At 43.0% G+C, this 15,303-nt stretch carries 15 protein-coding genes and 1 tRNA gene; 7 read left to right on the top strand and 9 right to left on the bottom strand.

Annotated elements, in window-relative coordinates; genetic code table 11:
• Nucleotides 1–16: 16 nt before the first annotated feature.
• Nucleotides 17–904, bottom strand: a complete 888-nt coding sequence (locus CTT30_RS18925) for an AraC family transcriptional regulator (RefSeq protein WP_239874669.1) — start codon at nucleotides 902–904, stop codon at nucleotides 17–19.
• Nucleotides 905–1,089: 185 nt separating this feature from the next.
• On the opposite strand from CTT30_RS18925, the gene CTT30_RS18920 reads away from it, so the two are divergent.
• Nucleotides 1,090–2,238: an iron-containing alcohol dehydrogenase gene (locus tag CTT30_RS18920; RefSeq protein WP_252037524.1), complete on the top strand. Its 1,149-nt coding sequence runs from the start codon at nucleotides 1,090–1,092 to the stop codon at nucleotides 2,236–2,238.
• Between the two features lie 72 nt (nucleotides 2,239–2,310).
• Here CTT30_RS18920 and CTT30_RS18915 read toward each other — a convergent pair whose 3' ends face one another.
• Entirely contained in the window at nucleotides 2,311–2,835 is a 525-nt protein-coding gene (locus CTT30_RS18915) for a GNAT family N-acetyltransferase (RefSeq protein ID WP_239838935.1), read from the bottom strand.
• Between the two features lie 8 nt (nucleotides 2,836–2,843).
• Nucleotides 2,844–5,711, bottom strand: coding sequence for a TMAO reductase system sensor histidine kinase/response regulator TorS (gene torS, locus CTT30_RS18910; RefSeq protein WP_252037523.1), 2,868 nt, complete (start codon nucleotides 5,709–5,711; stop codon nucleotides 2,844–2,846).
• A gap of 80 nt (nucleotides 5,712–5,791) precedes the next feature.
• Between torS and torT the strand changes: the two genes are divergently transcribed.
• The 5 genes from torT (at nucleotide 5,792) to CTT30_RS18885 (ending at nucleotide 9,527) form a co-directional block, all read left to right on the top strand.
• The gene (gene torT, locus CTT30_RS18905; protein ID WP_252037522.1) at nucleotides 5,792–6,793 is read left to right on the top strand and encodes a TMAO reductase system periplasmic protein TorT; all 1,002 of its coding nucleotides are present in this window, start codon (nucleotides 5,792–5,794) and stop codon (nucleotides 6,791–6,793) included.
• A 22-nt stretch (nucleotides 6,794–6,815) separates the two neighbouring features.
• On the top strand, nucleotides 6,816–7,271 hold the full coding sequence (locus CTT30_RS18900) for a methylglyoxal synthase (protein WP_252037520.1): 456 nt from the start codon (nucleotides 6,816–6,818) through the stop codon (nucleotides 7,269–7,271).
• Nucleotides 7,272–7,555: 284 nt separating this feature from the next.
• Nucleotides 7,556–8,182 (top strand): bifunctional 4-hydroxy-2-oxoglutarate aldolase/2-dehydro-3-deoxy-phosphogluconate aldolase, encoded by a 627-nt coding sequence (locus CTT30_RS18895; RefSeq protein WP_252037518.1) that lies wholly within the window; start codon nucleotides 7,556–7,558, stop codon nucleotides 8,180–8,182.
• A gap of 330 nt (nucleotides 8,183–8,512) precedes the next feature.
• Entirely contained in the window at nucleotides 8,513–9,274 is a 762-nt protein-coding gene (locus CTT30_RS18890) for an IS5 family transposase (protein WP_012126577.1), read from the top strand.
• A 58-nt stretch (nucleotides 9,275–9,332) separates the two neighbouring features.
• Nucleotides 9,333–9,527 (top strand): hypothetical protein, encoded by a 195-nt coding sequence (locus tag CTT30_RS18885; protein WP_252037516.1) that lies wholly within the window; start codon nucleotides 9,333–9,335, stop codon nucleotides 9,525–9,527.
• 25 nt (nucleotides 9,528–9,552) lie between these two features.
• Here CTT30_RS18885 and CTT30_RS18880 read toward each other — a convergent pair.
• From CTT30_RS18880 to CTT30_RS18865, 4 genes are all read right to left on the bottom strand, one after another.
• Nucleotides 9,553–9,626: transfer RNA gene (locus CTT30_RS18880), tRNA-Cys, on the bottom strand.
• A 152-nt stretch (nucleotides 9,627–9,778) separates the two neighbouring features.
• The gene (locus CTT30_RS18875; RefSeq protein ID WP_239838929.1) at nucleotides 9,779–10,135 is read right to left on the bottom strand and encodes an MmcQ/YjbR family DNA-binding protein; all 357 of its coding nucleotides are present in this window, start codon (nucleotides 10,133–10,135) and stop codon (nucleotides 9,779–9,781) included.
• Nucleotides 10,136–10,179: 44 nt separating this feature from the next.
• Nucleotides 10,180–10,524, bottom strand: coding sequence for a HopJ type III effector protein (locus tag CTT30_RS18870; RefSeq protein WP_252037514.1), 345 nt, complete (start codon nucleotides 10,522–10,524; stop codon nucleotides 10,180–10,182).
• A 210-nt stretch (nucleotides 10,525–10,734) separates the two neighbouring features.
• Entirely contained in the window at nucleotides 10,735–11,508 is a 774-nt protein-coding gene (locus CTT30_RS18865; protein WP_239864122.1) for a substrate-binding periplasmic protein, read from the bottom strand.
• A gap of 335 nt (nucleotides 11,509–11,843) precedes the next feature.
• On the opposite strand from CTT30_RS18865, the gene msrB reads away from it, so the two are divergent.
• Complete coding sequence (msrB, locus tag CTT30_RS18860) at nucleotides 11,844–12,980, top strand: peptide-methionine (R)-S-oxide reductase MsrB (protein ID WP_252037512.1); 1,137 nt, start codon at nucleotides 11,844–11,846, stop codon at nucleotides 12,978–12,980.
• A gap of 51 nt (nucleotides 12,981–13,031) precedes the next feature.
• Here the strand turns inward: msrB and dbpA are convergent, their stop codons facing one another.
• Entirely contained in the window at nucleotides 13,032–14,408 is a 1,377-nt protein-coding gene (gene dbpA / locus CTT30_RS18855) for an ATP-dependent RNA helicase DbpA (RefSeq protein WP_252037511.1), read from the bottom strand.
• Between the two features lie 111 nt (nucleotides 14,409–14,519).
• Entirely contained in the window at nucleotides 14,520–15,173 is a 654-nt protein-coding gene (folE, locus tag CTT30_RS18850; protein WP_239838924.1) for a GTP cyclohydrolase I FolE, read from the bottom strand.
• Between the last annotated feature and the right edge of the window lie 130 nt (nucleotides 15,174–15,303).

Raw genomic sequence — 15,303 nt, 5'->3', positions numbered from 1 at the left:
ATTTCCTCTTTTCTTACTAGCTGGCCAACTTCAAACCTGTCGGTGTTTCGTTGAAGTGACGTTTATACTCACGAGAAAACTGGGAAGCACTGTTATAACCGACGAGCCTCGCCGCATCATTGACTTTCTTTCCTTCGAGCTGAATTAACTCTTTCGCTTTGTTCAGGCGCACTTTTTTGATGTATTGAATCGGTGACTCTAACGTAATCTGGCGAAATGCGCTGTGAAAAGCAGACATACTCATATTAGCTTCTTCAGCCAAATGTTGCACTGAAAGTGCTTCACTGTAATTCCGGTGAACCTTATCCAGAGCTTTCGCGACTCTGGCATATTGCCCCTCATGATGAGCTAAATCAAACAGCACATGCCCCTCACTACTAGTTAATGCACGGTAGGTAAGCTCCTCTTTAAGCGCATCACCGAGTAGTGCTAACTCTACCGGATTACAAAGTGCTTTCATGATTCGTATGCATACGTCCAACATAGAGGCTTCCATGCTGACCGATCTCAACCCACAGGTTTGATGCATATTATCTTTTCTCGGAGAAAAGCCCAATTCTTCTAGCTTATTCACTTGGCGGTGGAGCAATTGAGAGTCAATATCTATCGTTAAGCCCATTAACGGTTCACCATCAGTTGGAATGGCTTCACATTCAAGTGGCATAGGAACTCCAACAACAAGGTAATCGTTAGGCCCATACTGAACAGGTTGATTACCAATATGGATATTCTTATGACCTTGGCCTAGAACAATCACCCCTGACTGATAAACAAAAGGCTTACGAGAGTTACCTTTACTGCTGCGATAGAACCATATGCCGTCTAATTCGGTCTTCTTTACCCCCTCAAGGTCATTTAAGTTATGAGTATCAACATACTGTTGCATTAATTGAGCAAGTGTCATCTTACCTCCTACACCTTTTCTCTCAGAATATACAAAAAGTAGGATTAGGCAATAAAAACAGAGGAATCGATATTTTTAAAACCTCTTTTCAACACTAATATGCATAAAACAATGAAGCATCTCGAATCACGGAATGCTAAATCAGTCAGCCTAGCAGGCAATAAACTGAAGCAAGAGGAATGACAATGCAATTTACTTACGCTAACCCTACCCAGATTCTTTTTGGTCAAGGTCAAATCAGTTCTATCCAATCATCTGTTCAGCCAAAAGATAAAGTATTGATCATCTATGGGGGCGGTTCGATAAAACGTAACGGTGTTTACGACCAAGTTATTGACGCTCTAAAAAGCCACCAATGGGTTGAGTTTTCTGGCGTCGAGCCTAACCCAACAAAAGAAACCCTTGATAAAGCCGTGTCTATCGTAAAACAGCAAGGCATCGATTTTATTCTAGCGGTTGGTGGAGGCTCAGTGATTGACGGATCAAAATATGTAGCAGCAGCAGCGAAGTACGATGGTGATGGCTGGGATATTCTCACTGGCAAACATCAAGTTTCTGAAGCAACACCACTAGGAGCAGTGTTGACACTTCCGGCAACAGGCTCTGAATCCAACATGGGCGCGGTGATCACTAAAGCGGAAACACAAGACAAACTCGCATTCATGAGTCCATTCGTTCAACCGAAATTCGCGGTAATGGATCCAGACGTCATGAAGACGCTGCCAGAGAAGCAACTGATCAACGGTATTGTGGATGCTTGGGTGCACGTTTGTGAGCAGTACTTAACAACCAACCATGGTGCTATGGTACAGGATGGCTATGCGGAAACTCTACTTCGTACATTAAAATCGCTGGGTGAAGATTTTGACAATCGTGATGACGATGCTTGGCGAGCAAATCTAATGTGGTCTGCAAACCAAGCATTAAACGGTTTGATTGGTAGCGGAGTGCCACAAGACTGGGCAACTCACATGATTGGTCATGAACTGACAGCACTTTGGGGTGTAGATCATGCACGCTCACTCGCTATCGTTCAGCCATCACTGCTGCGCAACCAAATGGCACATAAACGTGCCAAGCTTGAGCAAATGGGGCTTAACGTGTTTGGTCTAGAGTCAGGGGAGGATTTAGCTGAGCGCACTGTAGACGCGATTGAAAGCTTTTACCAAACCATGAAAGTCTCTACTCAGTTAACTGAGCATGGTAGCAATAAACAAAGTGCTATCGATTCTGTGATTGACCAACTTGAGCAACACGGCATGAAAGCGCTAGGCGAGAATCAAACGATCACTCTCAAAGAGAGCCGAGAAATACTCACACAAGCGATCGCTTAACTCCCCCCTAAATAAAACAAAAAGCAGCAATTTTGCTGCTTTTTTCTTGGGGAATCTATTCGATTGATCAAATCAAACATGAAAGCGATAGATTAAATCGTCATAAAGTTTACCGCCAATCTGATAAGCATTTTCTTCGCGCTCTATTAGCTCAAACCCAGCTTTCTCCAGAACCTTACATGAAGCAATATTTCCGTCCGTCACGATCGCATTAATGTTCTTAACCGCTGGCAAGGACTGTTTGACGTGATCAATCAATGCTAGCAGTGATTCCGTGCCAATCCCTTTACCGTGAAATTCCGGCAGCAACAGATAACCAATCTCAACAGAATCATCCGATTCATCTTCAATGCATAGCCCCGTCACACCCACCGCCTTGTTATTGGTGTTATCTCGGATCACTAAACATAACCAATGTGCACTTCCCCATTGCCAAGTAGGAAGTCGAGATTCAAAGCGTTGACGAATGTCATTCAGCTCGGGCTGATCAAATGCGTAACGAATGACGTCTTCTTCTTGGTGCAAACGAAGAAACAAGGGCCAGTCGGTTTCTGTAATCTGACGCATTGAGAGTCGAGGAGAAGCAATTTCTATCATAGTGATACCTAGTCAACCAATTTATTGAGCGCTTGTTTTGATTCATCAATGAGTGTTTGAAGCTGAGCTCGGAAAGCCAAATAATCCTTTACTGGCTGCTGAGACTTCTCAATGTTTAAACAAACGTCGAACAATGCTAGCAGACCCAAGCTTCCTGCTGAACCTTTCAACTTATGCGCGAGTTGTTTTATTTGATTCGGGTCATCTTGCTCAGCGGCTATTTGCATAAAATTCAATGCTTCATTAGCCCCTGCAATAAACAGGTTAATGATTTCTCTCATTTTTTCACTACCTAAAACGAGGGAATCTTCTTCAACTACATTCGGATCAATCAGAACTAGAGGGGAAGTTTTCTCGTGCTCAGTTGAAACCAAACTCAAAGCTCGCCCTTCTAGGCTATCTTGGATCACATCACTAAGCGCATCTTTATCCAGTGGCTTCGGGAGATAGCCATCAAAACCAGCAGAGAGGTAACTTTGAACTTCCTCATTATAAACATGAGCAGAAATAGCAATCATAGGTGTGACAGCGTCACCATTTAAACACTTTAGCTCGTTCAATAATTCGACACCATTACAGTCGGGTAAGTTAATGTCGAGGAGAGCAATATCAAAATGGTAATCCGAATAAAGCTTTTGAGCCGTTAACCCATCCGTAGCAGTCATGACCTCGTGGCCTAAGCTTTTCAGGAACCCCTCGGCTACCATACAGTTTACAGGGTTATCCTCCACCAGCAGAACGCTTGCTTTAAGTGATTGACGAATGTTCTGTTCTTTGGGCTGAACTTCCGCACCTTGGCTCAGCGGTATGCTAAAGCTGAACTGACTGCCTTGGTCAAGCTCAGACTCGAGCATCAATGAACCTCCCATGGCTTCAACAATACGCTTACTGATCGCTAACCCGAGGCCTGTACCACCTTTAGAATGAAGTCCACCAGACGCTTGGGTGAATGCTTCAAATAACGTGCCTTGTTCGTCCTGACTGATCCCAATCCCGGTATCGGACACTTCAAACAATACATTCTCGGGGTTGTCTGGATCGTTGGTCACATAGATATCGACATGGCCTTGCTCAGTGAACTTGACCGCATTGCCTACCAGGTTGGTCAATACTTGATTAATACGAGTTGCATCTCCAAAGAAAAATTGAGCCACATCGCTTTCTATCAACACATTGAGCTCTATTTGCTTTTCCTTTGCCCGTCCTTCTAGCAGCTGCTTGACATCATCAACCATGTCATAAAGATTAAAATCCACGGCTCGAATTTCAAGGTGCCCTGCTTCGATTTTGGAATAATCAAGGACATCATTAAGTATGGCGAGCAATGTATTACCACTGCGATTAATGACATCTACGTAGTGTGCTTGCTGTTGATTCAATCCCGTCTCTTGAAGTAATCGAGCAGTCCCAAGAACACCATTCATAGGCGTTCTGATCTCATGACTCATCGTAGCTAGAAACGCAGATTTAGCTCGGTTGGCTTGTTCTGCTTGTCGACGTGCTTTAGCGTGATTTAACACCTCATGATTTAGACGCTTGTTGGTATCTTGTAACTGGTGAGTTCGCTCCGTCACGAGTTCTTCGAGGTGTTCTTTGTGTTCTTGTAGCTCCTGTTTCGCTTTCGTTTCACTTTCAGCGACCACCTTTAATGCTTGAGCGGTATTCCTGGCCGTGATGATCGCTTGCCCCATATGAGCAAGCTCATCGTTCCCTTTTACCGTAATGTCGACCTTAAGTTGACCTTGAGCAATAGAAAGCAAGGCGGATGAATACTCAGCTAAACGCTTAAGCACTGAAACATAAACCACTTTCCAAACGATCATAACCACGATCAACATCCCAAGCACAGTGATCAGTGTCAGGCTAAGTTGAGCATAATCCAGTGTTGTTTTTAACTTCTCGACTGCACGTGTTGTTGCTTGGTTAGAATCATCAACCAGCTTATTTACTGTGGTGTTCAAAGCCGTAAACTGTGTCAACGTGTCTTGCATCAGTTGTTGGGCTGTTTTCTCGTTTTGATAACGTTGTAGAAGAACGTCAAAAACCCTTTCACCATGCTTGAGCTGAATAAGCAATTCTTCCATTTGGATAGAACGGGTAGGATCTTCTACACCACGAACTCGGCGCTTCATGATGTCAAGATTATCCATGAACTCTTCTCGAACCGTTCGAATTCGTTCAATATCAGAAATCGTTCGCGTCTCTTCAATGTGGTTGAGCATCTTAAACGCGAGAAGGTGTAATTCATGCAGTCGCTCAGCGAGGTCCAAATCGACCTCAACCAAGGTATCTAAGGCTTGATATGCTTGCTCTGTTCGCTTCTCTTCTAGCAAATCATAGATGTGAGTCACATTGGCAACAGCGATAGTACTGGTATTCGCCACCTGAGTGCGTGTCAACTGTTCGAGCTCTGACGCCAACTCCCGCAATTCTGTGGTTGTCACAGCCAGTTGGTGATTAAGCTGTAGTCTTTTCTCTACCACAATACCTAGCTCCACTAAAGTATTGATCACTGTCTGGACATCCGCTTCCAATCGAGTCAGAAGTTCAGAGTCAAATGAGTCAGAGCCAAGCTGCTTAATATGTGTGAGCAAACTTTCCAATTGCGAAAACAATTCTTTGCCTGATTTCTGGCGTTGCACTTCAGTTTTGGCATTCGATAAGCTTTGTACGGAGGAAATAATTTTTGCACTCAGCTCAGAGACTTGACGCGCTTCGATCATGGAAGGAATGGCGGAATTTACAACGTTTCTTTCCGTTTTAGCGACAGAAGAAAAGCCAAACACGCCAATTAATGCAGAAATACATACCAGCAGCGCCATGGCAAGAAACGCGAACAGCAACTTTCGACCGATACTGGCTTTGGCAAGTAACATTAAGTAACGACACTTCTTTGCACTGAGAGAATACGCTATATTTTGCAGTGTTTACGTAACGATTACCAACGATATACCTCATGCTTTCAGCTTTCTCAGCAAAACGATTATTGATCTCAGCCATTGTAATTAACGCCTTTTCACCAATTTATGCATATGCGGAACAGGCTCCCTACCGACTGTGTGCTTTATACCCGCACCTTAAAGATTCGTATTGGTTGTCCGTTAACTACGGTATGGTTGATGAAGCCAAAAACCTTGGCGTCAATTTACAGGTCTTTGAAGCTGGTGGGTATCCGAATCAATTTAAGCAAAAAGAACAGCTAGGTAAATGTCTAAGCTGGAACGCTGATGCCATTATTCTCGGTACTGTAGCACCAGATTTATACATGAATAGCCTGCGTCAATACGCAGGAGTAACCCCTGTCTTCGCCAGTGTCAATCAGATGATCCTCGGTAGCCAATCACAAAAACTGCTTAAAGGAGAAGTCGGGGTAGATTGGTATTGGATGGGGTTCTACACCGGCCAATACCTTAAAAATAAACACCCGAAAGGCTCTGGTGAGATAAAAATCGTTTTACTACCCGGCCCTAATTCCAGTGGTGGGACAAAACCTGTGATTCGTGGCTTTCTTAGCGCTATCGAAGATAGTGACATTCAAATTGTCGAAACCTACTGGGCCGATAATGATAAAGAGCTTCAGCGTAATCTAGTACAAAAAGCGATTGAAATAGAAGACATCTCTTACCTAGTCGGCAGTGCTGTGGCCATTGAAGCTGCGATTAGTGAGCTAAGAAACGCAGGGAAAACAGAGAATATCGGTTTGGTCTCTACTTATTTGAGCCATGGTGTCTATCGAGGGCTACTAAGAAATCGCGTAGAATTTGCGCCTACTGACAAAATGGTTAAACAAGGTCGCTTATCTGTCAGACAAGCGGTAAGCTATCTGAAAGGTCAATCGTATGAAACTATTGAAGCTCCGATTATCGAAGCACTGACACCCAAAAACTTAAAACCAAAAGTTATAGCTGAATCCTTGTCACCATCGGAATACAGACCTACGTTTTACGTAACTAATTAAAAATATTAGGGAAAAATCAATAATGCAGAAAACAACTCGCACATTGCCTGCACACAAACATGTTGCTCTGGTTGCCCATGATAACTGTAAACCAGAACTCCTACGCTGGGTCACTGAGCATAAGGAAAAACTTCAACGTCACTTTCTTTATGCAACAGGAACCACAGGCTCAATGCTGAGTAAACAAACCGGACTCGCGATTAAGAGTATGATTTCAGGCCCTATGGGTGGTGACCAACAAATCGGTGCTCTCATTTCAGAAAAGAAAATTGATATGCTGATCTTCTTCTGGGATCCGCTCAATGCCGTGCCGCATGATCCTGATGTGAAAGCCCTACTTCGAATTGCAAGTGTCTGGAACATCCCTGTTGCAACCAACCGTGCTACGGCTAATTTCTTAATTGAGTCTGATTTAATCGAGTCTGAAGTAGAAATAGAAATCCCAGATTACGAAGCTTATCTCGCTGGTCGTACCTAAACCTTTATTGAGGGCTGATTCAAAGCCCTCTGTTTACTCTTTATCATTTAAAATTAGAACTATTCTAAACTTGCTTCATCCCCCTCAGTTTATTGACATTAAATCTAACCTGTCCAAAGTAGATATGATTTATATTAGTGGAATAGTCTTGCGATATTATCTGACGAAGATAGAGCCAACTTACTGACTCTGCTAAAATCCCTGCGAAGCAATTTTCGTCCTACTTTATGGCCACAAGACGATAATCACTCAGTACAAGCTGCGTATGAAGATAAGGTAAATCGATGTCACTTATTAACAAACAACTACACAAACTAAAAGTCATCCCTGTTATCGCGATTGACGATGCGAAGGACATTGTCCCTCTTGGTAAAGTTCTCGTAGAAAACGGATTACCGGCGGCTGAAATTACGTTCCGATCTGAAGCTGCCGTGGAAGCCATTCGTCTACTAAGAGAATCCCAGCCAGATATGTTAATCGGTGCTGGGACAGTCTTGAATAAAGAACAAGCAATAGCAGCCAAAGAAGCTGGCGCGACGTTCATCGTTTCACCAGGGTTTAATCCAAACACCGTTAAAGCTTGTCAGGAAATTGGTATTGACATTATCCCCGGAGTTAATAATCCAAGCACGATTGAAGCAGCTTTAGAACTTGGCTTAACCACTCTTAAATTTTTCCCAGCAGAAGCGTCTGGTGGTGTGCAAATGGTCAAATCACTCTTAGCACCTTACTCAGATGTTCACCTTATGCCAACGGGTGGAATTAACCCTAAAAACATTAAAGACTACCTTTCTATTCCTCGCGTTTTGGCGTGTGGCGGAACATGGATGGTTGAGAAACGCCTTGTTGAAGAACAGAATTGGCCAGAACTGGCAAAACTCACTCGTGAAGCGGTCAAGTTAGTAAGCTAAACTGAAAGTGAAAAGCTCCTCATATACATAGAGCAGCGTTTCACTTATAGCTTTTCTTCTAGATCTGTTTGTTTATAAAACAAGCCATAAATTTTATGAATTCACTCTCATAGTTAACGAAAACCATCCAAACAAAGCATATTTGAAAGAGTATTCAACTAGAATGTCATCGTATACAGATATTCTGGCTATTTGCATTATTAAACAATAATAAAAAAACCTTAGCTATAGAACATACCTAGGGTGTGTTGATCTTTCGTGAGTATTTTTTGAACAACATGGTAAAGAGTTATAATTTGCTTCGCCAAAAGTAAAACCATAACCAATACCATGCCAAGAACAATGCTAACTGATATTCGATGGGAACTGCTACTTCAAATTATGAAAAGTACAGGTCGTATTTACGATAAAACTGAACATCGAATGACATTTGAAGGAATACTTTATCGAATGAGAACAGGTATTCCTTGGCGAGATCTACCCTCTGAGTTCGGAGAGTGGAGTACCGTTTACAGACGATTTAATCTTTGGTCAAAGAAAGGGGTTTTAGATAAGCTTTTCAGAAGCTTATCTAGCATGGCTGATTTTGAATGGGTCTTTCTTGACGGCTCTATAGTTCGAGCGCACCAGCATAGTACAGGCGCAGCTACTGAAAGCTCAGAGCAAATAGGAAAAAGTTGCGGGGGCAACTCAACCAAAATTCACTTAGCTGTGGATAGTGGTGGCTTACCGATTTGCTTTGATTTATCAGAAGGTCAACGCCACGATATATTGCATGCCAAAAGCTTAGTTGAACAACTCGATGAAGTTAATACCATCGTTTGTGATAAAGGATATGACAGCGAAGCTTTCCGTACTTTTGTTAAGGAACATGGCGGAGAAACGGTAATTGCTAAACGCAATTATGGGCAAGATATAGACAAAACCAGTATGGATTGGTGTCTATACAAGTATCGTCATCTGGTTGAAAATGCCTTTGCGAGAATTAAGCATTATCGAGCTATTTCAAGTAGATATGACAAGTTAGAAAGGAATTATGCCAGCATGTTATCGCTGGCATTCATGTTAATGTGGTTACCGATGTATTGCTGAATACGAAATGTACAGCAAAGATCAACACGCCCTAGTTACTTTTGCTGCTGGAGCTTTCATGGAATCAAATCAAGACGACAAAGTATTGTGTTGCCTGCTGTGCGGCAGTGAAGAGTATTTTCTATCAGAAGCAGATAGTATGTTGTGCGCTCAATGCGGGGCTTTTTTTGAGGATATTAAACAAGTGGTTGTGACACAACCAATCGTAACGTCTAAGTTAGACAATTACGCCATTACAAAGTTAGTCATATAAGAGTATTCTAGCAGAAGAGGTCGAATGGAGGCGCGTCCCGGAGTCGAACCGAGGTCCACGGATTTGCAATCCGCTGCATAGCCACTCTGCCAACGCGCCTTTATTCTCGCGCTTTAGCTACCCACCGCCACGCTCAACGCACACTTTACGGATTGCAGAGAGAGAGTCAAATCAAAATATCCATTTTCTATTTGACTGCTGGTATTTACACCAAGTGGTTGTTTATTTGATCGATTAACTAGTCTTAAGATTCAATCGTAACCTAGTTGGACTCTTTGCCCTTTGGGCAATTTACTCACGACCAATTCATAGGAGCGCTCACAGAGATCCTGAATCAAGCCATCTTCAACGTCGCCAGGATAGTAAACCGTTACCCAGTGCTTTTTATTGGTATAGTAACCAGGTGTAATATCATTAAATTGACCAGTCAGAACCTCACCATCTTCCGGTTTTACCTTGACAGTGACATATTCACGCCCTTCTCTCTCGGATAAGATTGCAAACATTTTTCCTTTCACTTTATACACTAGAGCTTCAGGGCCAAACGGATGGCCCGATTCAACACTCATAAAAGTATCAAGATATTCAATAAGCTGTTTGTTGTTCATAGTTCTTTACCCATGAAAAAAGGAGCAATGCTGCTCCTCATTAATCATCGACGAATAAGCGCTTCTGACTCAAATTTGATGCCTTGCCAGCCCGAATTCATGAAGTTGCGAATGTTAGCATGATCATTACAATCAGGGTTTTGCAGCACATCTTCCCTATAAAAACGGCCAAAGCAGGCTAAGGTGGCTTGTTCTGACAACTGGTTAAGTTTCGCGAAAGCAAATATCTTGCATGAGCCGTTATTCTGATTGGCCTCATTCTCACTCTCACCATTTGTAAAAGCCGTTGGCGTAAAAACATAATGTGCGTCTATAACTGCCATCGTGTGTTCAAATTCAATCGACTCAGGGGCACGGCTTAATTGTTCAATGAATGTATTCAGATCCATTTGCTTAGTCTCAACAGTAAATATAGAGGTAGTCTATGGTATTGATTAATAATTACAATGATCTTTGCTCTGTTTGCAAAGTTCGCAAAGCAATCCATCAGTTAATTGCAACTGGTCTTTCAACACTTGATCGGAAGGAATATCAAAAGGAAAATTTAAAAGTTTTAAAATAACAGGCCGACCCTTTGCGAGTCGACCCATGTTTGGATGTCATTTGATAAAGTCATTCACTATTTGATCGACTTCACCACTCTCTTTCATTTCAGACAAAATCTTATGATATTGTGCTTTAAAATCCTCTTTATAGGGGAACTTGGCACCATCAGTCACGAAGCCTAAGAACCCTTGCTCCGAGCTGATAGTCGCGCCTTCAACAATACTTTGACCATCATACTTGCCTTCATTCTGCAGTTTTTTGAGTTCCCACTGGATTGAAAGAGCATCATTCATATAGCAATCGACACGGCCAGCAATAAGCTTAAGAAGGTTTTTAGGCGTGCCTTTGGTTTCGTTGAGTTTGATCTTGCCTGCTTTTACCGCTGCTCTAAATTCATCGCCACCCGCGGAAAACCCAGCGTTATTACCTATCGTAAGGCCCATATAGTCACCCGGCCAATTTGGTCTAGGGTTACTCAATACAGACTTCTGACACACAACGACAAGCTTTTCATCAAGTATTGGCATATCGTATTCCATGTATGGCCGCTGCTCCGGACGTTTGTACGGAGGATAAAGAGCGAAGATTTTTCCACCTTCAGCTTCAGATAACCCACGCTTCCAAGGCACACCTTTTATAGTCACGTTATAGTCCGGCATTTTAGAAAAAATTCGTTCAAGAATAACTGTATAAATACCTGTAACCCTGCCACTTTCGACATAAGAATAAGGAGGGTATGAATCGTCACCATAAACAGTGACATCGTTTTTTGCAAAGACCGAGGCAGAAGCCATAACCGCACAGAGCAAAGTTAAGGTTTTTTTCATAGTGATAACTCCAAACACTGTTCCATCAGTATTAAGTTGATGTTATCGGTAAGTAATAGTGCAAGACACTATTAAGTCAAGCTACTGCTATGAGTGAACGATTCCGTTATCTTGAACAAATTAAACTTAACTTATTAAAATTAAAGCAATTGTTAAACCAGTAATCAAACATATAAAAAGGAATCCTATGATGGGAAAAAGGTGATATAGGCACTCGTTTAATGTGGAAATATCCCTGTCATCGAAGAAAGTTTTCAAAAAATCAGATCTCATGCAATTTTTTCCTCAACTGGCCTTTCTTATTAATCAAAGACAAAACAATCGAAGAGGTTGATATGAAAATGAAGTCGAAGATAATTTTTTCCGCCATCATTCTGGCTGCTGCATTAGCGTCATTTTTTAGTACAGCAGGCAGCGATATGACGAAAAGCTCGACTCATGGAGAGTATCAGGTAGCAACGCTGGCAGGTGGTTGTTTCTGGTGTACTGAATCTGATCTAGAGAAACTACCTGGCGTCCTTGATGTTGTGTCGGGTTATTCTGGCGGTAAATTAGAGAATCCAACCTACAAGCAAGTTGCATCAGGTAAAACGGGCCACATTGAAGTCATCGAAGTGAAGTTTGATCCACAGGCCGTTAGCTACGAGCAGGTTCTTGATCAATTCTTCCGTCACATTGATCCTACTGATAACAAAGGATCATTTGTGGACCGTGGCCCGCAATACCGCCCTGCCATTTTCTATCATAACGATGAGCAAAAACGCATCGCTGAAAGCTTTATGACTGAAATCGAAGAATTAGGGATCTTTAAAAAGCCGCTCAAGACCGAACTCATTAAGTTCACTAAATTCTGGCCAGCAGAGAACTATCATCAGGACTACTACAAGCGGAATAAAATCCGTTATAACTACTATCGCTACGCGTCTGGCCGTGATCAATATTTAGATGACATCTTCGGTGATGATAGAGAAGAAAACCCGAAGACACTGCGTCAATTGATTGATGCACATAAGGCAGTAGCCAACGTAAAGCCATATAAGAGACCTTCTGAGCAAGAAATCAAAGCAAAACTAACAGACCTACAGTATTACGTCACGCAAGAAGAAGGGACAGAACGCGCGTTTAACAACGAGTACTGGGATAACAAGCAGCGTGGTATCTATGTGGATGTAGTATCAGGTGAGCCTTTATTCTCTTCTACTGATAAATACAAATCAGGCACAGGCTGGCCAAGCTTCACCAAACCCATTAATGAAGCCTACATTATCACGAAAACCGACTATCACTTGGTGTACCCAAGAACCGAGGTCAGAAGTCGATTTGCGGATTCTCACTTAGGTCATGTTTTCAAAGATGGACCGGCACCAACGGGTCTACGCTACTGCATGAATTCAGCCGCGATGAAGTTCATTCCCATCGATGAGCTTGAAGAAAAAGGCTATGGAGAATATCTGTATTTATTCGACAGTTAATCCATCCAACATGTCGAGATAAAGCCAGCCAAGTCAAAGGCTGGCTTTTCTTTATTTCATAACTCGAGCTTTAAAGTTTCGTCCTTTCATTTTACCCGTTTGAAGCTGCTTTAAAGCGGGCTTGACAATGTCATGCTCCACCGCGACGTAAGAAACCATTGGCAGAATATTTATCTTACCAATCTTGTTTCCGTCCAGACCTGCCTGTTTAGTGAGAGCACCCAAGATATCACCTGCGCGTACTTTCTGCTTCTTACCACCAAGGATCTGAATAGTTTGCATTTTAGGATAGAAAGGTTTCTCGATTGGCTTTTCAGGCAGCATCGCAGGAGAGATGGCAATGTCCATGTACTCATCAATTCGTGCGACCCGGTATTCCTCTTTCTCACTATAGAAACTGTATGCCACCCCTTTCGACCCGGCACGGCCAGTACGACCAATACGATGAACATGAACTTCTGGGTCACGAGATAACTCAAAGTTAAACACAGCATCAAGGTTATCAACATCAAGGCCACGCGCTGCAACGTCGGTCGCAACAAGAATCGAGACACTTTTGTTAGCAAACATAGTCAATGCCTGTTCGCGTTCACGCTGCTCCATATCACCATGAAGTTCGACAACGCTAAACCCACTGTGGCTTAGCTCATCGGTCACCTTCTGGACTTCTTTCTTGGTGTTACAGAACACAACTGACGACTCAGGTTTGTGGGTCAGCAGTAAAGCTTCCAGAGCCTCATCACGCTCTTCTGCTGTATTGAGTTTATAGAATCGCTGCTCGATGGTGGTTGTCTGATGCGTTGATTCCACTTTGATCATTTGAGGATTACGCATCACTTTAGATGCTAATGACTCAATGTTTTTCGGGAACGTCGCACTAAACAATAAGGTTTGTCTGTCTTGAGGTGCTTCGTCAATGATGGCGTCAATCGCCTCTTCAAAGCCCATTTCCAACATTCGATCAGCTTCATCCAGAACCAAAGTGTTCATCTCAGCTAGATTGATACGACCTTTAGAAAGGTGATCTAGAATACGCCCAGGCGTACCCACCAAGATATGCGCGCCATGCTCTAGTGAGCCAATTTGAGGCCCCATCGGCATGCCACCACACAGCGTGAGAACTTTGATGTTGTGAATACCACGTGCCAGTGTACGAACCTCTTTCGCTACCTGATCGGCGAGTTCGCGAGTTGGACACAGTACCAAGGTCTGAACACGGAAGCGTTTAACGTTCAGATTGCTTAGTAACCCAAGTGTAAACGCCGCAGTTTTACCCGAGCCAGTTTTACCCTGTCCAATCACGTCTTTGCCTTCAAGAACGATCGGCAACGCCTGTTGTTGTATCGGCGTCATTTCCGTGTAGTTAAGGCTATTCAGCGTCTCTATCAATTCACTTCTAAGATTCAGACTCTTAAATGAGGTTGTCACAAGTGTATCCTTCAAGGATGGCTAACGAATGTGGATCCGTCAGCAGTTAAAAAAGTAAAAACCGCTTCAACAAGGAAGCGGTTTTGAATAATTCGTAAATCGACTGACTGTCTAGCGAATTCCGTGAAGGAACTCGTGGCGCGTAGCTGGGTTGCTCTTAAAAATACCACCTAACGCAGTGGTGGTGGTTTCGCTTGTTGCATCCATCACTCCACGAGATTTCACGCAATAGTGCGTCGCATCAATAGTCACAGCAACATCATCAGACTCTAAGAGAGTTTGTAGTGCGACTAAAATTTGTTGAGTCATGCGCTCTTGCACCTGAGGGCGCTGCGCAAAGAAACGGACGATGCGGTTAATCTTAGACAAGCCAATGATTTTTCCGCGAGGAATATACGCTACAGTCGCACGGCCATCAATCGTTACTAGGTGATGCTCACAAGTGCTTGTGAGTGTGATGTCTTTAACACGCACCATTTCACTCACATTCATCTTGTTCTCAATCACTGTAATTTTAGGGAAGTTCGCGTAATCAAGCCCCGAGAAGATTTCGTCAACGTACATCTTAGCAATGCGATGCGGTGTTTCTTCGAGACTGTCATCAGTAAGGTCAAGCTCGAGTAGAGAAAGAATTTCACGCATATGGTGCTGAATCTTTTCCTTTTTCTCTTCGCGACTGATTTGGTTCGGTGACATTGGCGTCTCCAAACCACGGCTTTCTAGCGCATCTTTTACCAACTTCGCGGATTCGCTAAGACCTGACATTCCACTTCCTCTTACATCAACTTGCCGTACATGCTTCAATCGATTGAATTTGACTGAAGCCTCGACAAACTCTGGCTCAGTACTGAACAACTCAAAACACCCAGAAATCGAGGGATTTACCTCTTTCGGA

Source organism: Vibrio coralliilyticus, assembly GCF_024449095.1.
GTDB classification, from domain to species: Bacteria; Pseudomonadota; Gammaproteobacteria; order Enterobacterales; family Vibrionaceae; genus Vibrio; species Vibrio coralliilyticus_A.
Note: the sequence above shows the minus strand (reverse complement) of the source record. Positions and strands in the feature narration are given on the sequence as shown.